This is a genomic window from Microbacterium sp. EYE_78 (assembly GCF_023149035.1).
GTDB lineage: Bacteria > Actinomycetota > Actinomycetes > Actinomycetales > Microbacteriaceae > Microbacterium.
Map to the genome: position 1 here is coordinate 1223703 of NZ_JAHXMY010000001.1, position 18954 is coordinate 1242656.

The following is an 18954-nucleotide window of genomic DNA, read 5'->3' on the forward strand; positions in this document are numbered from 1 at the left end:
GTCAGACTGTGGCCTGGGATCACCATGTTGAGTATCGGAGAGTTCGCCCGCCTCGCCTGCGTCTCGGTGCGGATGCTGCGTCACTACGACCAGCTCGGTCTGCTGCGCCCGCAGCGGGTCGATCCCTTCTCGGGATACCGCTCCTACGCCGCGTCGCAGTTGGACCGCGCCAATCGACTGGTCGCGCTGAAGGACCTCGGCTTCACGCTGGAGCAGGTCGGCGTCATGCTCGACGACGGGATGTCGTCGGATGCCGTCGCCCGCCTCCTGCGTGAGCGTCGGGGCGAGCTCGCGGCCCAGATCGACGCGGACCGGCAGCGACTGCGTGAGGTCGAGACGAGGCTCCGGTTGATCGCGAAGGAGAGTCCCATGTCCGAATACACCGAAGGTGCGCTGCCCGAGCTGACGATCGTCCAGCTGTCGGCGAAGGTCGACGAGATGTCGCAGATCGAGGAGGAGATCGGCGGCATGTTCGAGCGTGTCGGCGCGCTGATCGAGGCCGCCGGCGCGAGCCGCGTCGGTCCCGGCGTCGCCGTCTACACGACGGTCGACGACGGCATGATCGCCGCCGCAGCGGAGCAGATCGGCGACGCGCCCGTGCCGGACGGCCTCGAGCGCGCGGTGGTGCCGCCGCATCCGCGTGCCCTCTCGACCCGCCTCGAGGCCGAAGACCTCAGCGGCATCCAGGCCGCGTGGCAGGCGCTCGTCGCCGAGATCGAGCGCCGCGGGCTGCGGTTCGACGGCCCGTCGCGCGAGATCTACGAGCAGACGCCCTACGACGGTCCCGGCTCGCGCTGGATCGTCGACCTGCAGCAGCCCGTCGCCTGACGAGCCGTTCCCGGGACGCGATCTGCCGCCTGGTACCGCGCGCAGCGACCGTTCGCGTCCCCGGAGCCCGGCGCGGTGTCAGGCCTTCACGGGATTCCACCCCGGTTCGTCGCCGATGGCGGTGAGGATGCGGCCGGTGATCACGCCCAGCTGACGCTGCTGCGCGACGGTCAGGCGTTCGAGCACGAGGCGGTTCACGAGCTCGACATGACCTGGTCCGGCGGCTCGTCGCGCCGCCGCGCCCTCGTCGGTGAGGATCGCCACGGTGTAGCGGCCGTCGTCCGGGTCCGTTTCGCGGCGAAGGTAGCCGCGCGCCTCGAGCCGGGTCGCCGCGCGCGACAGTCTCGACAGCGAACTGTGCGCATACCCGGCAAGCGTGCTCATGCGCAGGCGTCCATCGTCGGCGTGGGACAGCGCGTAGAGGATGCCGTACTCGAAGTGCGTGAGACCGGCATCCCGCTGCAGCTGGGCGTCGAGTGCGGCGGGCAACCACTCGAGCAGCGTCGCCAGCGACGACCACGTCGCGAGTGCATCGGGAGGGAGGTCGTCTGCAGCAGCCATGCATGCACCCTACCTCGATGACTTGCTCAATCAAGTAAACGGGCGTACCGTCACTTGCTCAGTCAAGTGAAAGGACGATCATGGACCTGCAGCTGCGAGGCAAGCGCGCGCTCATCACCGGTTCGACCCAGGGCATCGGCTTCGCAATCGCCGAGGCGCTCGCCGCCGAGGGCGCGGCCGTCATCCTCAACGGAAGGGATGCCGACCGCGCCCGCGCCGCCGGTGAGCGACTCTGCGAGCAGGTGCCTGGAGCCGACGTCACGACGCTCCCCGGCGACGTCGCCGATCCGGCGGCGTTCGACGACCTGCCGGAGGTCGACATCCTCGCGAACAACGCCGGGGCGTTCGGGCTCAGTGACTTCGCCGACACCGGCGACGACGAGTGGCAGCGATACCTCGATGTGAACCTGGGCGCCGGCGTGCGGCTGTCCCGCCGTCTGCTGCCGGGGATGCTCGAGCGCGGGTGGGGACGCATCCTGTTCATCGCGAGCGAGTCGGGAGTCAGCGTCCCGGCCGACATGATCCCGTACGGCGTGTCGAAAGCGGCGACGATCGCGCTCGCCAACGGCCTCGCGAAGCTCACGCGCGGCACGGAGGTGACGGTCAACAGCGTGCTGGGCGGACCCACCTACTCTGACGGTGTCGCGTCGGTCGTCGAGTCGATCGCGGCATCGCAGAACGCTCCGGCCGAGGCGGTCGCGGCATCCATCATCGGGTCCAACCGGACGACGCTGCTCGAGCGGTTCATCCGCCCCGACGAGATCGCGACGCTCGTCGCCTACCTTTCGAGCCCTCGTGCGTCAGCGATCAACGGCGCCGCGCTGCGCGCCGATGGCGGCGTGCTGACCGGCATCCTCTGACCCGGCGCCGGCGAGAGCTTCGGGGGGCGCAACTGGTCGCTCGGGTGCTCGTCGAGCGACGCTTCGCGTCCCCGGAACGCGCACTCGTCGCGCTCAGGGGACGCGATGTGTCGTCCGAACCCGACCCGGGCGACGATTCGCGTCCCTCGAACGCCCCGCAGCGCGCGCGTCAGAAGACGATCGTGTGGTTCCCGTGGCGGATGACGCGGTCCTCGGCGTGCCAGCGCACGGCGCGCGAGAGCACCTGGCGCTCGACGTCGGCGCCGCGGCGCACGAGCTCCTCAGTGGTGTCGGCGTGGGTGACGCGGATCGTGTCCTGCTCGATGATCGGCCCCTCGTCGAGGTCGCCGGTGACGTAATGGCTCGTCGCGCCGATGAGCTTGACGCCGCGCTCCTTGGCCTTGCGGTACGGCTCGGCGCCGATGAACGCGGGCAGGAACGAGTGGTGGATGTTGATGACCGGCACGCCCAGCTCGTCGAGGAACTCGGGCGACAGGATCTGCATGTACCGGGCCAGCACGACGAAGTCGACGTTGCCCTTCAGCAGCTCGAGGATCTTCGCCTCGGAGGCCGACTTGTCGGGGCCGGAGACCGACGGCACGTGGAAGAACGGCACGCCGAACGAGCGGACGTCCTCCGCCGACGACGTGTGGTTCGAGATGACCATGGGGATGCTGGTGGGCAGCTCGCCGCGACGGTTGCGCCACAGCAGATCGAGCAGGCAGTGGTCCTGCTTCGAGGACAGGATCGCCATGCGCTTCGGCGTCGACTGGTCGGTCAGCGACCACTCGAGCTCGAACGGCCGCAAGGTCTCGGCGATCTCGGCCTCGATCGCGGGGCGCTGCCCGGCGAAGTCCGGCCGGTGGAAGACGACCCGCTGGAAGTAGGCGCCGCCGCGGGGGTCATCGGAGTACTGGTCGAACTGGACGATGTTGCCGCCGATCCGCGTGATCATGGCCGACACCGCGGCGATGATCCCGGGGGTGTCCTTGCCGTGCACGATGAGGCAGGCGTGGGCGGGATGCAGCGGGGCGGGCGACGTCATCCCTCGATTCTGCCCTGTGGGGACGGATGCCGCGGAACGCGGACGGCAATGCCGAGACCATCGGCATCCATCCGACACTCTCTGGTCATGGGCAGCGCAATGGTGCGGGGGAGTGCCTGGCTGTGCGCGGCGGGGGCGGCGCTCGTCCTCACGGGGTGCGCGAGCGGGGCCGCCGAGACGGGCACATGGGAGCTGCGATCGACGCCGTCCCCGCAGAGTACGGAGGTCGCACTCGTCGTGTCCCGCCTCGAGTGCGCGGGCGGTGTCACGGGCGAGGTCCTGTCGCCGGTGGTGCGCATCGAGGACGAACGCGTCGTCATCGAGACGCCCGTGGCGGACAACGGCAGCGACGACGGCGAGTGCCCGGGCAACGACGCGGTGCCGGTCACGGTCCGTCTCGCAGAGCCGCTCGGCGACCGGGCGCTCGTCGACGGTGCCTGCCTCGACGGCGAGGCCGCAGGCCTCACGATGTGCGATCAGCCGGAGCGCTGGCGCCCCGAGTGAGGCTTCACGCCACGCGCGGCGGACGCCACCGGTCGACGAGGAAACCGGCCGCGAGTCCGGAGAAGCCGATGGCGAACGCGATGGGGAGGAGCGGCGGGAACCCAGCCCCCGCGTCGTCGATGCCGAGCGCGAACCGTCGGACGACCGCGACGCCGATCCACAGCAGCATCCATGCGATGGCGAGGATCGTCGCCGTCGCGCTGATGGTGCTTCCCAGGCTCTTCCGGGGCCGCTTCTCGAATCCGTCCGCGTACTCGGCGGGCGAGCCGAACTCGTCGCGCAGTCCCGTCGATGCGACGCCGTGTGCCCGCAGCTCCCGGATGGTCTCGCCGATCTCATCCTCCGTGCGACCACGCAGTCGCAGGTGGAAGGTCAGTTCCTGTTCGTAGCTCATTCGTCCCCCTGTGTCCCGAGCGCGTGACCCACGCGCTCCCACTCCGCGCGTGCGCGGTCGAGTTCCTCCCGACCGGCCGGGGTGATCGCGAATTCCTTCCGCCCCGGGCCGACGGTGTCGTGGATCCAGTGATGTCCCACGAGGCCGCGCTCTTCGAGCCGTCGCAGCAGCGGATAGAGGGTGCCGCCCTGCACGCGGTCGAAGCCGCGCTCCCTCAGTCGGGACAGCAGCGCATACCCATGACCCGGCCCGCCGGCGAGCAGAGCGAGCGCCACGAGCGGTAGGCCTGCCCGCGTGATCTCAGGCCGCAGCCCCTCGTCCGACATGCATAGATAGTGGCACTACATAGGTCGTGAGGCAAGCCGCACGTGACGCTCACGCCGTCGCGGTCACCTGCCACGGCTCGGCACCGGTCGCGACGGGCTGACCGCTCGTCCGCGACCACTGGCTCCACGAGCCGGCGTACACCTGCGCGTCGATCCCGGCGGTGGCGAAGGCGAGCGCCGAGTGGGCCGACGCGATGGCGGAGCCGCAGTAGACCGCGACCTCCACGCCGGGGCGGATGCCGTGGGTGCTCAGCACGGCGGAGATCTCGGCGGCCGGTCGCAGTCGCCCATCCGGCCGCATGTGGGTGACGGTGGGCACGTTCACCGCTCCCGGGATGTGGCCGGCGACGGGGTCGGCCGACGCGGCCCGGCCGCGATAGTGCTCGGGCGAGCGCACGTCGACGAGGACGCCGCGTCGGGGCAGGCGGGCGGCATCCGTCAGCGACACCGTTCCCGGGTCGCGGTCCTCCAGCTCGGCGTCGCCCGGCTCGACGGCGATGTCGCCGGTCTGTAGGGGAAGGCCTGCCGAGATCCAGGCGCCGATGCCCCCGTCGAGGACGCGGATGTCGACGCCGCGACGCCGGAGCAGCCACCATGCCCGCGCGGCGGCGACGCCGTCGTTGTCGTCGTAGGCGACGACGAGGTCGCCGTCGTCGATGCCCCAACGCTGCACCGCGAGCTGCAGTTCGTCGACCTCTGGCAGCGGATGGCGCCCTTCTTCGGGATGCCCCGGCCGCGACAGCTCGCGCTCGAGGTCCACGTACACGGCGCCCGGCAGGTGCCCTCCGACGTAGGCCGGTCGCCCTTCGGGCAGGTCGAGCCGCCACCGCACGTCGAGCAGGCGCACGGTCCGTCCGGACGCGCGCGCCACCTCGATGTCGTCGACGGAGATGAGCGGGCCCACCCCGCGAGACTGCCGTGCCGCGGCATCCGACCGCCTCAGCGGGTGCAACAGACCGAAACGCCCCGCGTCACACGGCGCAACAGACTGCGCGTGCGGCCCGGTCAGTCCGCGGCGGCCGCGCGGGTGGCGTGCCGGTCGGCGACGAGCGTGTCGCGGACACGGCGCCGCAGGACCTTGCCGATGAGGGACTTCGGCAGCTCCTCCCACACCACATAGGTCGTCGGCCGCTTGTACTCGGCCAGCCGCTCGCGCGCGAGCTCGCGCGCCGCCTGCTCGTCGAAGGTCGCGCCCTCCTCGAGTACGACGACCGCCGTCACGACCTCGGCGCCGCCGCCGCGGCGGATGCCGACGACCGCCGTCTCGGCGACGCCCGGCGTCTGGGCCACGACCTGCTCCACCTCGGTGGGGGCGACGTTGAAGCCGCCCGTGATGATCAGCTCCTTCTTGCGGTCGACGACCGTGACGAAGCCGTCCTCGTCCTGCTGCACGAGATCGCCGGTGCGCACCCAGCCGCCGTCGAGGAGCGTCGCGGCGGTCTCGTCAGGGCGGTTCCAGTACCCCGCGAAGACCTGCGGCCCGTGGATCAGCAGCTCTCCGATCTCGCCCTGCGCAACCTCGCGGGTCGGCTCCTCCGGGTCGACGACCTTGATGTCGGTCGAGGGGAAGGGGATGCCGATGGCACCGATGCGGCGGGAGTCGTCGAACGGGTTGGCCAGGGCGATGGGGCTCGTCTCGGTGAGGCCGTACCCCTCGTTGAGCATGCTGCCGGCGAGCGTCTCCCAGCGCGAGACCACAGCCGGCGTCAGGGTCATCGCACCCGAGATCGAGTACACGACCTGACTGAGGTCCAGGTCGCCGTCGCGCGCGACCCGGGCCAGCCGGTCGAACATCGGGGGGACGGCGGGGATGAACGTCGGGGGGAACCGCTTCGCGGCATCCACCACCAACTCGGGGTCGAAGGTCGGGAACAGCACCGCGCGCGACCCGGTCTCGACGGAATAGATGACCGACAGCAGCAGGCCGAACGCGTGGAACATCGGCAGCAAGCCGTAGATGCTGCCCTCGCCTTGCCGGAACTGCGGCATCCACGCCGCGCCCATGCGGGCGTTGGACCACAGGTTGGCGTGCGTGATCATGGCGCCCTTCGGGACGCCGGTCGTGCCGGAGGTGTACTGCAGGCAGGCGAGGTCGGAGGCGCCGGGCCTCGGGTGATCCGCAGCGATCGGCGCGGAGCGCTCGAGCCGTGCGAACGGGATCGTCCCCGGCGCGGGAGCGGTGAGCTTCGCCCGGGACTCGCGCGCCTTCGCGACCGGCAGGCGCAGCAGCACCTGCGTCTTCGCGGGCATCGCGGTCGTCACGTCGACGGAGATCACGTGACGGATGCCGACCTCGGCCGGCATCGCCTGCACGAGCGGAGCCACCTTGTCCCAGGCGATGACCGTCGCCGCTCCGTGGTCGCGGAACTGCGCCTCGAGCTCGTCGCGGGTGTACAGCGGGTTGTGCTCGACGACGACCGCGCCGAGTCGGAGCACCGCGTAGAACGCGATGACGTGCTGCGGCGCATTCGGCATGATGAGGGCGACGCGGTCACCGGCGCCGACGCCCAGCTGCCGCAGGCCGTTCGCGACGCGGGCCACCCGCGCACCGAGCTCGCGGTAGGTGACCGGCCGGCCGAAGAAGGCGATCGCGTCGCGCTCGCCGTACTGCCCGACACGCTCCTCCAGCAGGTCGATGAGCGATCCGGTCACGGGCTCGATGTCGACAGGGGTGCCGGCGGCGTAGAAGCGGTTCCAGGCACGGGTCTCGTTCAGCTGCACGGCGACGATCCTAGGCGGCGGGGGTGTCGCGGCGGTGTCTCCTTCTCCGGTCCGCGCTCGTGCGCAAGCGGTGGCGGGGGCGTGCTCCGACCGGCACGCTCGATGCATGACGACCGGATCCCCGCCCGACCCGCACGACCGACACGACCCCGGCGCTTGGGGCGCGCCGCCACGCGGCGGGTACGGCGTCGTCGTCGGCAACTGTCAGGCCGAGTCGGTGCGGATCGTCCTTGATTCCGAGGCGCTGCCGCTCGTGCGCGTCCCGCCCGTCTTCGAGCTGGATGCCGGGGCGACCCGCCGCCTCCACGAGCTCGTCGCCGGCGCGTCGGCGCTCATCGCGCAGCCGGTGAAGGACGACTACCACGGCCTCCCGTTGGGGACGCGTCAGCTCGCGGCATCCCTCCCCGCGTCTGGGCGCGCGGTCACGTTCCCGGTGGTGCGCTATACGGGGCTCCACCCTTTCCAGGCCGCGCTGCACGTGCCGGGTGTCGAGGAGACGCCGCCGATCGTCGCCTATCACGACATCCGCACCCTCGCCGAGGCCGCGGGCATCCCCGTGCAGGAGCGGCTGACGCGGGACGCCGTCCACGCCGAGGCCGCCGATTCGATCGCCGAGCTGCGGCGACGCGAGGCATCCCTCGACGTCGCCGTCTCGGACGTGTTCGCCGTACCCCGCTTCGACCTCGTCCGCACCGTGAACCATCCCGGCAACGAGGTGATCCTCGCGATCGGCGAGCGCGTCCTGCGCGCCCTCGGGCGGGGCGGGGCCGCGGTCGACCCCGGACGTCGGTTGCTGAACGACGTCCATGCGCCGCGCGAACCCTGGGTGATCGAGGCCTGGGGGCTGGAGGACGAGGCGGCACCCGCCTGGGACGTGGCTGGGCGCACCGTCGGCGCAGCGGAGGTGCACGAGGCGCACCTCGAGTGGTACCGCGAGAACCCGGCCTTCGTCCGCGGCGCGATCGAGCGGCTCCGTCCGACGCTCGCGCGCTGGCGTCGCTGATCGGCGTAGCGTGGCGCCATGACCGACGCCCTGGACATCCGCGAACTCCACACCGTCGACGAGATGGTCGCCGCGAGCGGCGTCTTCGAGTCGGTCTGGGGGTCGCCCGACGGCGGGATGCCGCCGAACCTGCTGCGCGCGCTGCAGCACTCCGGCAACTACGTCGTCGGGGTCTATGACGGTGAGCGGATGGTCGCCGCGTCCGCCGCATTCTTCGGGCCACCGGCATCGCGCAGCATGCACTCCCACGTGACCGGCGTCCTGCCCGACGCGCAGGCGCGCGGGATCGGTCGTGCGCTCAAGGCGCACCAGCGCGACTGGGCGTTCACCCGCGACGTCGGGACGATCACCTGGACCTTCGATCCGCTCATCGCCCGCAACGCCCACTTCAACCTCGAGGTCCTGGGTGCGCGGGTCACCGACTACCTCGTCGACCACTACGGCGACATGGGCGATGCGATCAACAGCGGCGACCAGAGCGACCGACTGCATGTCGCGTGGCATCTCGCGTCGCCGGTGCCGACACCCGATCCGTCGGACGTCGTCGCCGTCGTCGCCATCCCGAGCGACATCGAGCGGCTCCGGGTCGAGGATCCGGATGCCGCGGTGCGGCTGCGCCGCGAGGTCCGTGACGCGTTCCGTGCGCAGCACGACGACGGGCTCATCGTCGGCGGCTTCCGCACCGGTGAGGGGTACCTCTTCACGCGGCGCTGAGGCGGGTGCGCGCGTAGCCTGGCCACATGCCGCCCGCTCAGCCCGCCGCATCCGTCCGACTCGATGAGATCGAGCTGCGCGTGCTCCACATCCCGCTCGTCTCGCCGTTCACCACGTCGTTCGGGACCGAGACCATGCGCGAGGTCATCGTGGTCCGTGCGCGCACCGACGCGGGCGAGGGGTGGGGCGAGATCGTCACGCAGCACGCCCCGCTGTACTCCAGCGAATACACCCACGGCGCGTGGGACGTCGCCACCCGGTGGCTCGCGCCCGCCCTGCTCGAGCGCGGCACCGTCGCACCCGAGGGTGTCGCCGATGTCCTCGAGCCGTTCGTCGGCCATCGCATGGCGAAGGCCGGCCTCGAGCTCGCCGTCCTCGACGCCGCGCTGCGCGGCGAGGGGCGGTCGTTCGCGTCGTACCTCGGGGCGACGGCGCAGGCGATCCCCTCGGGGGTGAGCGTCGGCATCCAATCCTCTCCGGAGGCGCTCGTCGAGACCGTCCGGAGCTACCTCGACGAGGGGTACGTCCGGATCAAGATCAAGATCAAGCCGGGGCGCGACCTCGCCGAGACGGACGCCGTGCGGTCGGCCTTCCCCGGCATCCCCCTGCAGGTCGACGCGAACTCCGCGTACACGCTCGCGGATGCCGACACCCTCGCGCAGCTCGACCGGTTCGATCTGCTGCTCATCGAGCAGCCGCTGCAGGAGGACGACCTCGTCGACCACGCCGCCCTCGCGCAGCAGCTGAAGACCCCGATCTGCCTCGACGAGTCGATCACCTCGGTGAAGGCCGCACGGGACGCGCTCGCACTGGGATCCACGACGGTGATCAACGTCAAGGCGGGTCGCGTCGGCGGGTACCTCGAAGCGCTGCGCATCGCCGACCTCTGCCAGTCGGCCGGGATCCCGGTGTGGTGCGGCGGCATGCTCGAGACCGGCATCGGGCGCGCGGCGAACGCGGCGCTCGCGGCGCACCCCGCGTTCACGCTGCCGGGCGACGTCTCCGCGTCGGGCCGCTTCTACGCGCGGGACATCGTGACCGAGCCCGCCGTGCTCGACGACGGGCACGTGCGGGTGCCGACCGGTGCCGGCCTCGGCGTCGAGATCGACGACGATGCGCTCGAGGCCTTCACCGTCGCGCGCGAGACGCTGCGCCGGTAGTCGTCACCAGAGGGTGCCGCCGCCGATCGAGATGCCGCCCCACGTGAGCAGCACGAAGATCGCGGCGAAGACGACGGGCCCGATGCCCTTCCCGCGGCGGGCCAAGCCCTTGAGCAGGGCGATGACCACGAGCACCGCAGCGACGAGCGAGAGTCCGCCGCCGAGGATGAGACCGATGAACAGCGGGATCGGCATGAGCAGCAGGCCTGCCAGTCCCGTCCAGAAGGCGGCCCATGCGGTCGGATTCGATCGGCGTTCGGTGGCGTAAGACATGCGTCCATCCTCACGGCGCGGCGGTGGTGACGCGATGGGGCTGTCCCGAAACCGTCCGCGTGCTAGGGCGTCCGTCAACGGGTGCTCACGGCGTGAGCAGATCGGCGTGGGCCGAGCGTCGCAGGTACAGCGCGACGGCGTCGCGGCTCTTCGTCAGGCATGCGAGGCGGTCTTCGAGCGCGTGCAGCTCGGTCGCGAGCTCCTCCGCGAGTGCGCGCGTGCACGAGGGTGGCTGCGTGGCGCGGCAGTCCGCTTCGAGGTCGAGCACCACCTTCACCATCCGCGTCGACAGCCCCGCCTGGATGAGCCCCCGCACCCGCTGCGCGCGCTCGACGGCATCCTCGTCGTATTCGCGGTACCCGTTGGCGGCGCGGCGCGATGCCACGAGGCCCTGCTCCTCGTAGTAGCGCAGCATCCGCTGAGGGATGCCGGTCCTCGCCGTGACGTCTCCGATCCGCACCGTCGGCACCGCCTTCCGTCCCGGGTCGAGCATCCGCGCTTGACCTTCACATCAGTGTGAGACTCTACGCTCGACCCATGAGCACGTCCACCGCCTCCGTTCCGACGACCGCCGCCGCGGCGCCGCGCTTCCCCCTCGGGTCGCTCCTGCTCCTGAGCCTCGCGGTGTTCGTGACGGTCACGGCCGAGTCGCTGCCCGCGGGCCTGCTGCCCGAGATGGTCGAGGGGCTCCGGACCGACCCGCTCGGTGTCGGCCTGCTCATCTCGGTGTGGGCCGTGACGGTGATCGTGACGAGCATCCCGCTGGCGCGACTGACCGCACGCTTCGACCGTCGCCTGGTCGCGGCGGGGTCGCTCGCGGCCTTCGCCGTCGCCAACGCGGCGACGGCGCTCGCGCCCACCTACGAGGTCGCCGTCGCCACGCGCGTAGCCGCCGGCGTCGCGCACGGACTCTTCTGGGCCATCGTCATCGTCTACGCGACCTCGCTCCTCGCGCCCAGCCACCTCGGGCGCGGACTCGCCCTCGTGACGGCGGGCGGCACCGTCGCGACGCTCGCGGGGCTCCCGGCCGGCGCGCTCATCGCGCAGCTGCTGTCGTGGCGCTGGTCGTTCGGCGTCCTGGCCGTCGCGGCGCTCGCGCTGGCGATCGTCATCGCCCTGCGGCTTCCTCGCCGGGCGCCCGCAGCGGCGATGCCCCGCGCCGAACGTCCGACAGGCGCGGATGCCTCGCTCGCACCGATCCTGCTCTTCGCCGCGGCAGCCCTCGTCTTCGCGCTCGGGCAGTTCGCGACCTTCACCTACGTGCGCCCGCTCCTCGAGGTCTCGGCCGGGGCGCCCGAGGCGCAGGTGCCGATCCTCCTCTTCGGCTACGGCGCCGCCGGGCTCGTCGGCGTCGCCGTCGCAGGCCCGCTCGCCGACCGCTGGCCGCGAGGGTCGCTCGTGGCCGTCCTCGCGGGACTGGCGGCGGCCTTCGGCATCCTGACCCTCGCCGCCGACACCCCGCTCATGTACGTCGCGCTCGCCGCCTGGGGCTTCGCGATCGGGGTGTACTTCCCGCTGCAGCAGTCGCTCCTCATGCGCATCGCCACCGACCGCACCCGCACGCTCGCCAGCGCGGGCGTCGTCGTCACCTTCAACGTCGGCATCGCGGTCGGGCCGTGGCTCGGCGACCTCGTCGGAGGCGCCGCGGCACCCGCCGGAGCCACCGCGCTCTCGGGCGGCGCCGTCGTCGTCGCGCTGCTGCTGGTCGTCGCCGCCGTCGGTGCGGCACGGCGCCCCGTCCGCGATCGCGACGGATCCGCGGCGACGCGCCGCTGAGGGGACGGATGCCGCGGCGCGACGCGCGGCATCCGCTGCACCGCTGTCGCCGCGGCGGCCGCCGAGGGTGTCAGCGGGGCAGGGACGGGTGCGCCTCGTGCGGGTCGCGGCGCTGCGGGATGCAGAGCGCCACCGCGAGTGCGATGACCGCTGCCGCGAGCCCGAGGGCGAACGACAGCTGGAACGCAGCCGGGGTCGGCACCGCGACCCCGCCCTGATCGATCGACAGTGCGGCGAGCACGGCGCCGACGACGGCGGCGGCGATCGAGGTGCCGAGCGATCGGAACAGCGCGTTCAGTCCGTTCGAGGCGCCCGTCTCGCTCTGCGGCACCGACCGCATGATGAGCATCGGCATGCCGGCGTAGCCGAAGCCGATGCCGACGCCGATCAGCAGGTTGGCGACGAGGATGTGCCAGACCTCCGAGGCCCACAGCAGCGAGTACGCGTAGGCGACGATCAGCGCGCTCGCGCCCATGATGAGCAGCAGCCGCGGCCCGATGGTCCGCGCCAGCCGTCCCGAGAACGGCGACAGCACCATCATCACGAGTCCCGCGGGCATGACGATGAGGCTGGCCTGGAAGAGGGTGAGTCCGAAGCCGCCGACGGATGCCGGGAGCTCGAGCATCTGCGGGTAGGACACGTTCGAGCCGAACAGCGAGAACCCCATGGCGACCGACGCGAGGTTGGTGAGGAGGACGGCCGGCCGGGCGGCAACGCGCAGGTCGAGGAGCGGCTCGGGGATGCGGAGCTCGAACCAGCCCCACAGCAGCAGCACGACGAGGCCGCCGAGCCCGAGCGCGAGGGTCGCGGGCGATGTCCAGCCCCACTCGTTGCCGCGCGAGACCGCGAGCAGCACCCCGGTGAGTCCGACGGCGAGGCCCGCCGCGCCGGCGTAGTCGAAGCGCCCCGCGGTCCGCAGCACGCTCGGCGGCACCACGAGGGCCACGAGGACGAAGACGACGGCACCGAGGCCCGCCGCCATCCAGAACAGGACGTGCCAGTCACTCGTCTCGGTGATGATGGCGCTGACGGGCATGCCGATCGCCCCGCCGACGCCGAGCGTCGCCGACATCAGGGCGATCGCGGCATCCACCCGGTCCTCGTGCAGCACATCGCGCATGATCGAGATCCCGAGCGGGACGACGCCGGTCACCGCGCCCTGCAGGGCCCGGCCGACGATGACACCGCCGATGCCGGTCGAGAGCGCGGCGACGACGGAGCCCAGCACGAGCAGAGCGAGCAGCACGAGCACGATGCGGCGCTTGCCGTACATGTCGCCGAGTCGCCCCGCGATCGGCGTGAAGACGGCGGCGGCGAGCAGCGTCGCCGTGACCACCCAGGCGGTGTCCTCGCGGGTGGCGTTCAGCAGCTCGGGGAGCTTGGACTGGATCGGCACGACCAGCGTGAACATGAACGACGACGCGAGCCCCGAGACGGCGAGCACCGCGACGACGGCCCCCTGTCGCGGCATCCGGGTCAATCTGCGTCTGTCGTCCCGAGCCATCCCTCCAGGGTATCCCCGGGGTGCGACGCGGGCGGCGCTCAGCCGGCGTCGCGCCAGGCGTCCGACTCGAGGTGCGAGCCCGCCTGCGGGCCCATCTGCAGCATCCCGCCGTCGACGACCCACGTCGCGCCCGTCACGTACGACGATGCCGGCGAGGCGAGGAAGGCGATGACGTCCGCGATCTCCTCCGGCTTGCCGGGGCGGGGGATCGGGATGCCGGGGCGATGCGTCTGCTCGGCGTCCTCGGCGTCCATGTCGTTGATCGGCGTCGCGATCTCGCCGGGCGCGACCGAGTTGACGGTGATGCCCTTCGTGCCGAGCTCCTGCGCCATCGTCTTGACGAGCCCTTCGAGGCCGTGCTTGGAGGCGACGTAGGCGGCCGAGCCCACCCGCGGCTGCGAGCCGTGGACGCTCGTCACCGCGATGATGCGGCCCTCCTGACCGGCGTCGGCCATCAGGGTCGCGGCCGTGTGCATGCCGACGAAGGCGCCGTCGAGGTTCAGGCCGACCACCTGCCGCCACCCGTCGATGTCCATCTCGAGGAACGGGCCGCCCGTGCCGCCGCCGGCATTGTTGACGAAGACGTCCAGGCCGCCGAGCTGCGACGCGAGATCGCGGACGACACCGGGGACCGATGCGAGGTCGGTCGCGTCGAACCGCGCGACCACGGCCTTCCGGCCGCGGCGCCGCACCTCGTCCGCCGTCGTGTTCGCGCCCTCCTCGTCGGAGTGCCACGTGACACCGACGTCCATCCCGGCGTCGGCGAGGGCGAGAGCGGTCGCCCGCCCGATCCCGGAGTCGGAGGCGGTCACGATGGCGCGGCGCGGTGCGAAGGTCATGCCCCGACGCTACGGACCGCCCGGACGGCGGTGAGCGGGGTTGACAGTGCCGCCCCGCCGCCGTACCCCCTCCCGAGGGCACCCCGCCCCTCGCGGCGTGTCGCTTCGCGAGGAGATGCGGCTTCGCGAGGAGAGGTTCAGCCGATCCGGCCCTCGGGAGCCGTCATCTCCTCGCGAACGCGCGCGGCGCCAAACGCTGATCGGCCCCCCATCGAGGATGCGCGGCCGATCAGCGCTGCCGGTGTGCTGCGGCAGTCGTCACACGGCGTCCGGCGACGGCGCGGATGCCCCGTCGGGAGCGGGCGCGGCCGGCTCGGCCGGTGCCGCCGAGCGGCGTCGCAGCGGCGCAGCATCATGCTCGCTCTGGGACCCCTGCTCCTGCTGCAACCCCTGCGCGATCCCGCGGCCGGTCGCCTGCCCCTGGATGATGCCGCGCAGGTCGATCCCGGTCGCCGCCTGCACGGCGTCGAACGTGGCGCGCATGCTCGACGCGCTCTCGCCCGCGATGTGGCTGGACGCCCCTTCGCCGCCGAGGACGGTGATGGATCCGACCTTGTCGAAGCCGCGCGCGAACTCGGTCATGAGCGGCACGAGCGCCTCGACGGCGCGCTGCGCGAGCAGCGCTTCCTGGTTCTGCGCGATAGCCGCGGCCTCGGCCTTGATCGCCTCGGCGCGGGCCTCACCCTCGAGTCGGACGGCGTCGGCGTCGGCCTGGGCGCGGAGGCGCGTGGCCTCCGCCTCCTGGGCGGCGATCTGCGCGCGGGCCTCGGCGGCCTTGACCTGCGTGTACGCGTCGGCGTCGGCGGAGCGCTGACGCTCGTAGAGCGAGGCGTCGGCGACCTTCTTGACGTCCGCGTCCAGCTGCGCCTGCCGGTTCTCGGCCTGCTGCAGGAGGACGGCCTGCTCGCGCTCGGCGCGGGCGAGCGCCTCGGCCTGCTCGGCTTCGGCGCGGGCGCGACCGACCTCGGCCGAGGCCTGGGCCGTGTTGCGGTCGTAGGCCGTCTGCTCGATGAGGTTCGCCTCGTCGGTCGCGATCTGGCGGGCCTTGACCTCGCGGGCCGCGTTGATCCGGGCGACCTCGGCCTCGCGGCGCACCCGCTCGACCTCCGTCGCGCCGAGGGCGTCGATGTAGCCGTTCTTGTCGGTGACGCCCTGGATCTGGAACGAGTCGAGGATGAGGCCCTGCGCCAGCAGGTCGCTCTTGATGCCCTCGGCGATCTGGTCCGACAGCTTCTGCCGGTCCTTCATGAGCTGCTCGACGGTCAGCGTGGCCACGACACCGCGGAGCGCACCCTCGAGCTGCTCGGTCGTGAACTGCTCGATCGCGCCGTCCTGCGACAGGAAGCGCTCGGCGGCGCGGCGGACGAACTCGGGGTCGGAGCCGATCTTCACGAGCGCGACGCCGCTGACGTTGACGGTGACGCCGTTGGATGCCTGGGCCGTCGGCTCCATCTTGATCTGGCGTGCGCGCAGCGAGATCATCTCGGCGCGCTGCGTGAGCGGGTTGACGAGGGCGCCGCCGCCGGTGATGACGGAGATCCGTGAGGAGTCGCCCGCGGCGTTCTTCTGGCTGCGTCCGACCACGACCAGGGCCTGGTCGGCCTTGGCCACCTTGTACCAGGCGCGCAGCACGACCATGAGGATGATGATGAAGACGATGACGGCGACGACGATGATGCCGCCGATCACGAACGCGCCTCCGGCGATGATTGCGTCCATACGGTGTTGATTCCCCCCGAGGTGTCGATGTCCCGCGGTGTCGATGACCCGCGACGATGTCGCCTTCGAACGTATCGGTTACGCCAGCCGCGTGACGAAGTTCGTGGCATCCGATCCGTGGCCCTACGCTGACGACATGACCATGCCGCCGCCTCCGCAGCAGCCGCCCCAACCCCCGTACAGCGCGTACGCGCTTGTCCCGCCGATGCGTCCCGAGGACGAGAAGATGTGGGCGACCCTCACCCACCTGAGCGGGATCTTCACCAACTGGATCGGGCCGCTCGTCGCCTATCTCGTGCTGCGCGACCGCGGCCCGTTCGTCCGGGCGCACACGGCGGCTGCGCTGAACTTCCAGCTGACGATGCTGATCGCAGCCTTCGTCAGCGGCATCCTCAGCTTCTTCGGGATCGGCATCCTCCTGCTGATCGCCGTCGGCGTGCTCGTCATCGTCATCGGCATCATCGGCGCCGTGAAGGCCAATCAGGGGCAGTGGTACACGCCGCCCCTGACGATCCGCTTCGTGTCCTGAGCCCGGCGCCGACGGGCGCGGCGCGGGCGGGGGCGCCCGGATAGACTCGAGGATGCCGCGTTCTGCGGCATCCCGCGCTGTCGCGCACCCTCTTCGAAACGACCATTGGAGCCACCGTGGCCGAGCAGTCCCGCCTCGACAAAGTCATCGCCCTCGCCCGTCACCGCGGGTTCGTCTTCCAGGCGGGCGAGATCTACGGCGGTTCGCGGTCGGCGTGGGACTACGGCCCCCTCGGCACGGAGCTCAAGGAGAACATCCGGCGGCAGTGGTGGCAGACGTTCGTCCGCGGTCGCGGCGACATGGTCGGGCTCGACTCGTCGGTCATCCTCCCGAAGCGCGTCTGGGAGGCGTCGGGGCACGTCGCGACCTTCACCGACCCGCTCGTCGAGTGCCTGCAGTGCCACAAGCGATTCCGCGAGGACACGCTGATCGAGGACTTCGAGGCCCGCAAGGGCCGCGCCGCCGAGAACGGCCTGGGCGACGTGCCCTGCCCGAACTGCGGCACGAAGGGCCAGTACACCGAGCCCAAGTCGTTCTCCGGCCTCGTGAAGACCTACCTCGGCGTCGTCGACGACGAGAGCGGCCTGCACTTCCTGCGCCCCGAGACCGCGCAGGGCATCTTCGTGAACTTCTCGAACGTCCTGACCGCGAGCCGCAAGAAGCCGCCGTTCGGCATCGGCCAGGTCGGCAAGGCGTTCCGCAACGAGATCACGCCCGGCAATTTCATCTTCCGCACCCGCGAGTTCGAGCAGATGGAGATCGAGTTCTTCACGCCGCCGGCCGAGGCCGGCGAGTGGTTCGACCACTGGGTCGCGGCGTGCTGGGACTGGTTCATCGACCTCGGTATCGACCCCGAGAACATGCGCCAGTTCGACGTCCCCGAGGACGAGCGCGCGCACTATTCGGCCGGCACCATCGACGTCGAGTACCGCTTCGGCTTCCCCGGCAAGGAGTGGGGCGAGCTCATGGGCGTCGCCAACCGCACCGACTACGACCTGTCGAGTCACATCGAGGCCTCGGGGCAGAAGCTGTCCTACTTCGACCAGGCGTCCGGCGAGACCTACGTCCCGTACGTGATCGAGCCCTCGTTCGGTCTCACCCGTTCGATGATGGCGTTCCTCGTGGACGCGTACCGCGAGGAGGAGGTGCCGAACGCCAAGGGCGGCACCGACACCCGCACGGTCCTCGGCCTCGACCCGCGCCTCGCCCCCGTCAAGGTCGCGGTGCTGCCGCTCAGCCGCAACGAGCGCCTGTCGCCGCTGGCCCGCAAGGTGGCCGACGACCTGCGTGCGAACGGCTGGAACGTCGACTTCGACGACGCCGGCGCGATCGGTCGTCGCTACCGTCGGCAGGACGAGATCGGCACGCCGTTCTGCGTCACGGTCGACTTCGACTCGCTCGACGACGACGCGGTGACGATCCGCGACCGCGACTCGATGGCCCAAGAGCGCGTCGCGCTGTCAGAGCTGCACGCGTACCTCGCCCCGCGCTTGCGCGGCGCCTGAGCCGGTGGCGCGAGTCGTCGCGCACCTGATCGCGTTCCTGTGCGCGATCATTGCGATCGTGCTCGCGCTGTTGGTCGGTATCCCCGCTGCGGCTGCCGTCGATCAGGATGCCGGTGGCACGCCGCGCGGCCAGGGGATCGCCGCGCTCCTCGTCGTGCTCGGACTCCGCGACGGCGAGATCGTCGATGACGGGGCGGCGTGGGTCGCCCGCGGAATGCTCGCGGCGATCGTGCTGGTGCTCGCTGTCGCGTTCCTCGTCGAACGAGCTGCGCGACCGCGCGCGGTCAATCCAGGACGGTGATCGTCGCGCCGGGCAGCTCGTCGCCGGCGATCCGGCGCTGCGACTCCGACAGGATGCCGCGCAGCACCGTCTCGTCCACAGCGTCGAAGTCCTTCACGTACAGACAGCTGGCTCCCGTCGTGTGGGGGCCCAGATCGGCGAGGGCGTCGGCGTGCGCCTCCGTCCGGTCGAGGTAGATGGTCGTCGAGGTCTTCCGCGGCGAGAAGCCGAGGACGGGCATCTCACCCTCGGTCCCGCTCGCGTACCGGTATCGACAGGCGCCGAATCCGACGATCGAGCCCGACCACATCTCGGGCTCCCGGCCCGACACCTCTCGCATCATCGCGACGAGGGCCGCGGCATCCGCCCGCCGCTTCGCGGGCGTCACCTGCGCGAGGAATTCGTCCACGTCC

Annotated in this window: 22 protein-coding genes; 10 read left to right on the forward strand and 12 right to left on the reverse strand. The window is 71.5% G+C overall.

Annotated elements, in window-relative coordinates; translation table 11 throughout:
* Window positions 1-24: 24 nt before the first annotated feature.
* Window positions 25-828 carry a MerR family transcriptional regulator gene (locus tag KZX17_RS05805; protein ID WP_248170161.1) on the forward strand — a complete coding sequence of 268 codons (804 nt, stop codon included), beginning with the start codon at window positions 25-27 and terminating at the stop codon, window positions 826-828.
* 78 nt (window positions 829-906) lie between these two features.
* Here KZX17_RS05805 and KZX17_RS05810 read toward each other — a convergent pair whose 3' ends face one another.
* Window positions 907-1389, reverse strand: coding sequence for a MarR family winged helix-turn-helix transcriptional regulator (locus tag KZX17_RS05810; protein WP_248170160.1), 483 nt, complete (start codon window positions 1387-1389; stop codon window positions 907-909).
* Between the two features lie 80 nt (window positions 1390-1469).
* Here KZX17_RS05810 and KZX17_RS05815 point away from each other — a divergent pair, with 80 nt between their 5' ends.
* Window positions 1470-2249, forward strand: a complete 780-nt coding sequence (locus tag KZX17_RS05815) for an SDR family NAD(P)-dependent oxidoreductase (RefSeq protein WP_248170159.1) — start codon at window positions 1470-1472, stop codon at window positions 2247-2249.
* A gap of 169 nt (window positions 2250-2418) precedes the next feature.
* Here KZX17_RS05815 and purU read toward each other — a convergent pair whose 3' ends face one another.
* Window positions 2419-3294 (reverse strand): formyltetrahydrofolate deformylase, encoded by an 876-nt coding sequence (purU, locus tag KZX17_RS05820; protein ID WP_248170158.1) that lies wholly within the window; start codon window positions 3292-3294, stop codon window positions 2419-2421.
* An 87-nt stretch (window positions 3295-3381) separates the two neighbouring features.
* Between purU and KZX17_RS05825 the strand changes: the two genes are divergently transcribed.
* On the forward strand, window positions 3382-3798 hold the full coding sequence (locus KZX17_RS05825) for a hypothetical protein (RefSeq protein ID WP_248170157.1): 417 nt from the start codon (window positions 3382-3384) through the stop codon (window positions 3796-3798).
* A gap of 4 nt (window positions 3799-3802) precedes the next feature.
* On the opposite strand, the gene KZX17_RS05830 is transcribed toward KZX17_RS05825, so the two are convergent.
* The 4 genes from KZX17_RS05830 to KZX17_RS05845 form a co-directional block, all read right to left on the reverse strand.
* The gene (locus tag KZX17_RS05830) at window positions 3803-4192 is read right to left on the reverse strand and encodes a hypothetical protein (protein WP_248170156.1); all 390 of its coding nucleotides are present in this window, start codon (window positions 4190-4192) and stop codon (window positions 3803-3805) included.
* Window positions 4189-4518 carry a PadR family transcriptional regulator gene (locus KZX17_RS05835; RefSeq protein ID WP_248170155.1) on the reverse strand — a complete coding sequence of 110 codons (330 nt, stop codon included), beginning with the start codon at window positions 4516-4518 and terminating at the stop codon, window positions 4189-4191. The genes KZX17_RS05830 and KZX17_RS05835 overlap by 4 nt, the downstream gene beginning before the upstream one ends.
* 49 nt (window positions 4519-4567) lie before the next feature.
* Window positions 4568-5422, reverse strand: a complete 855-nt coding sequence (locus KZX17_RS05840) for a sulfurtransferase (protein WP_248170154.1) — start codon at window positions 5420-5422, stop codon at window positions 4568-4570.
* Between the two features lie 101 nt (window positions 5423-5523).
* Window positions 5524-7239 carry a long-chain-fatty-acid--CoA ligase gene (locus KZX17_RS05845; protein ID WP_248170153.1) on the reverse strand — a complete coding sequence of 572 codons (1716 nt, stop codon included), beginning with the start codon at window positions 7237-7239 and terminating at the stop codon, window positions 5524-5526.
* A gap of 106 nt (window positions 7240-7345) precedes the next feature.
* Here KZX17_RS05845 and KZX17_RS05850 point away from each other — a divergent pair, with 106 nt between their 5' ends.
* From KZX17_RS05850 to menC, 3 genes are read left to right on the forward strand one after another with little or no spacing between them, the layout of a single operon-like run.
* Window positions 7346-8242: a WcbI family polysaccharide biosynthesis putative acetyltransferase gene (locus KZX17_RS05850; RefSeq protein ID WP_248170152.1), complete on the forward strand. Its 897-nt coding sequence runs from the start codon at window positions 7346-7348 to the stop codon at window positions 8240-8242.
* 18 nt (window positions 8243-8260) lie between these two features.
* Window positions 8261-8956, forward strand: a complete 696-nt coding sequence (locus tag KZX17_RS05855) for a GNAT family N-acetyltransferase (RefSeq protein WP_248170151.1) — start codon at window positions 8261-8263, stop codon at window positions 8954-8956.
* A gap of 26 nt (window positions 8957-8982) precedes the next feature.
* Window positions 8983-10116 (forward strand): o-succinylbenzoate synthase, encoded by a 1134-nt coding sequence (gene menC / locus KZX17_RS05860; protein WP_248170150.1) that lies wholly within the window; start codon window positions 8983-8985, stop codon window positions 10114-10116.
* A 3-nt stretch (window positions 10117-10119) separates the two neighbouring features.
* On the opposite strand, the gene KZX17_RS05865 is transcribed toward menC, so the two are convergent.
* Together KZX17_RS05865 and KZX17_RS05870 are read right to left on the reverse strand one after the other, a co-directional pair.
* The gene (locus KZX17_RS05865) at window positions 10120-10389 is read right to left on the reverse strand and encodes a hypothetical protein (protein WP_248170149.1); all 270 of its coding nucleotides are present in this window, start codon (window positions 10387-10389) and stop codon (window positions 10120-10122) included.
* Between the two features lie 85 nt (window positions 10390-10474).
* Window positions 10475-10882: a MerR family transcriptional regulator gene (locus tag KZX17_RS05870; RefSeq protein WP_248170148.1), complete on the reverse strand. Its 408-nt coding sequence runs from the start codon at window positions 10880-10882 to the stop codon at window positions 10475-10477.
* Between the two features lie 44 nt (window positions 10883-10926).
* On the opposite strand from KZX17_RS05870, the gene KZX17_RS05875 reads away from it, so the two are divergent.
* Window positions 10927-12165 carry an MFS transporter gene (locus tag KZX17_RS05875; protein WP_248170147.1) on the forward strand — a complete coding sequence of 413 codons (1239 nt, stop codon included), beginning with the start codon at window positions 10927-10929 and terminating at the stop codon, window positions 12163-12165.
* A gap of 70 nt (window positions 12166-12235) precedes the next feature.
* Here the strand turns inward: KZX17_RS05875 and KZX17_RS05880 are convergent, their stop codons facing one another.
* The 3 genes from KZX17_RS05880 to KZX17_RS05890 all read right to left on the reverse strand — a co-directional run bounded on the left by KZX17_RS05880 (window position 12236) and on the right by KZX17_RS05890 (window position 16227).
* Window positions 12236-13636: an MFS transporter gene (locus KZX17_RS05880; RefSeq protein ID WP_248170146.1), complete on the reverse strand. Its 1401-nt coding sequence runs from the start codon at window positions 13634-13636 to the stop codon at window positions 12236-12238.
* A gap of 71 nt (window positions 13637-13707) precedes the next feature.
* Complete coding sequence (locus KZX17_RS05885; RefSeq protein ID WP_248170145.1) at window positions 13708-14508, reverse strand: SDR family oxidoreductase; 801 nt, start codon at window positions 14506-14508, stop codon at window positions 13708-13710.
* A gap of 258 nt (window positions 14509-14766) precedes the next feature.
* Window positions 14767-16227 carry a flotillin family protein gene (locus KZX17_RS05890; RefSeq protein WP_248170144.1) on the reverse strand — a complete coding sequence of 487 codons (1461 nt, stop codon included), beginning with the start codon at window positions 16225-16227 and terminating at the stop codon, window positions 14767-14769.
* A gap of 136 nt (window positions 16228-16363) precedes the next feature.
* Here KZX17_RS05890 and KZX17_RS05895 point away from each other — a divergent pair, with 136 nt between their 5' ends.
* The 3 genes from KZX17_RS05895 to KZX17_RS05905 all read left to right on the forward strand — a co-directional run bounded on the left by KZX17_RS05895 (window position 16364) and on the right by KZX17_RS05905 (window position 18562).
* Window positions 16364-16756: a DUF4870 domain-containing protein gene (locus KZX17_RS05895; protein ID WP_248170143.1), complete on the forward strand. Its 393-nt coding sequence runs from the start codon at window positions 16364-16366 to the stop codon at window positions 16754-16756.
* A gap of 116 nt (window positions 16757-16872) precedes the next feature.
* Complete coding sequence (locus KZX17_RS05900) at window positions 16873-18261, forward strand: glycine--tRNA ligase (RefSeq protein WP_248170142.1); 1389 nt, start codon at window positions 16873-16875, stop codon at window positions 18259-18261.
* A 4-nt stretch (window positions 18262-18265) separates the two neighbouring features.
* Entirely contained in the window at window positions 18266-18562 is a 297-nt protein-coding gene (locus KZX17_RS05905; protein ID WP_248170141.1) for a hypothetical protein, read from the forward strand.
* Here the strand turns inward: KZX17_RS05905 and KZX17_RS05910 are convergent.
* On the reverse strand, window positions 18546-18950 hold the full coding sequence (locus KZX17_RS05910) for a DUF1801 domain-containing protein (RefSeq protein ID WP_248170140.1): 405 nt from the start codon (window positions 18948-18950) through the stop codon (window positions 18546-18548). The two genes, KZX17_RS05905 and KZX17_RS05910, sit on opposite strands and share 17 nt — an antisense overlap.
* Window positions 18951-18954 lie beyond the last annotated feature (4 nt).

Excerpts from the sequence above, each read along its gene's own strand:
- KZX17_RS05810 (WP_248170160.1), bottom strand. The coding sequence starts at position 1,389 with ATGGCTGCTGCAGACGACCTCCCTCCCGATGCACTCGCGACGTGGTCG.
- KZX17_RS05855 (WP_248170151.1), top strand. The coding sequence starts at position 8,261 with ATGACCGACGCCCTGGACATCCGCGAACTCCACACCGTCGACGAGATG.
- KZX17_RS05830 (WP_248170156.1), bottom strand. The coding sequence starts at position 4,192 with ATGAGCTACGAACAGGAACTGACCTTCCACCTGCGACTGCGTGGTCGC.
- KZX17_RS05825 (WP_248170157.1), top strand. The coding sequence starts at position 3,382 with ATGGGCAGCGCAATGGTGCGGGGGAGTGCCTGGCTGTGCGCGGCGGGG.
- KZX17_RS05865 (WP_248170149.1), bottom strand. The coding sequence starts at position 10,389 with ATGTCTTACGCCACCGAACGCCGATCGAATCCGACCGCATGGGCCGCC.
- purU (WP_248170158.1), bottom strand. The coding sequence starts at position 3,294 with ATGACGTCGCCCGCCCCGCTGCATCCCGCCCACGCCTGCCTCATCGTG.
- KZX17_RS05890 (WP_248170144.1), bottom strand. The coding sequence starts at position 16,227 with ATGGACGCAATCATCGCCGGAGGCGCGTTCGTGATCGGCGGCATCATC.
- KZX17_RS05880 (WP_248170146.1), bottom strand. The coding sequence starts at position 13,636 with ATGCCGCGACAGGGGGCCGTCGTCGCGGTGCTCGCCGTCTCGGGGCTC.
- KZX17_RS05850 (WP_248170152.1), top strand. The coding sequence starts at position 7,346 with ATGACGACCGGATCCCCGCCCGACCCGCACGACCGACACGACCCCGGC.
- KZX17_RS05870 (WP_248170148.1), bottom strand. The coding sequence starts at position 10,882 with ATGCTCGACCCGGGACGGAAGGCGGTGCCGACGGTGCGGATCGGAGAC.
- KZX17_RS05815 (WP_248170159.1), top strand. The coding sequence starts at position 1,470 with ATGGACCTGCAGCTGCGAGGCAAGCGCGCGCTCATCACCGGTTCGACC.
- KZX17_RS05895 (WP_248170143.1), top strand. The coding sequence starts at position 16,364 with ATGACCATGCCGCCGCCTCCGCAGCAGCCGCCCCAACCCCCGTACAGC.
- KZX17_RS05875 (WP_248170147.1), top strand. The coding sequence starts at position 10,927 with ATGAGCACGTCCACCGCCTCCGTTCCGACGACCGCCGCCGCGGCGCCG.
- KZX17_RS05885 (WP_248170145.1), bottom strand. The coding sequence starts at position 14,508 with ATGACCTTCGCACCGCGCCGCGCCATCGTGACCGCCTCCGACTCCGGG.
- menC (WP_248170150.1), top strand. The coding sequence starts at position 8,983 with ATGCCGCCCGCTCAGCCCGCCGCATCCGTCCGACTCGATGAGATCGAG.
- KZX17_RS05805 (WP_248170161.1), top strand. The coding sequence starts at position 25 with ATGTTGAGTATCGGAGAGTTCGCCCGCCTCGCCTGCGTCTCGGTGCGG.
- KZX17_RS05835 (WP_248170155.1), bottom strand. The coding sequence starts at position 4,518 with ATGTCGGACGAGGGGCTGCGGCCTGAGATCACGCGGGCAGGCCTACCG.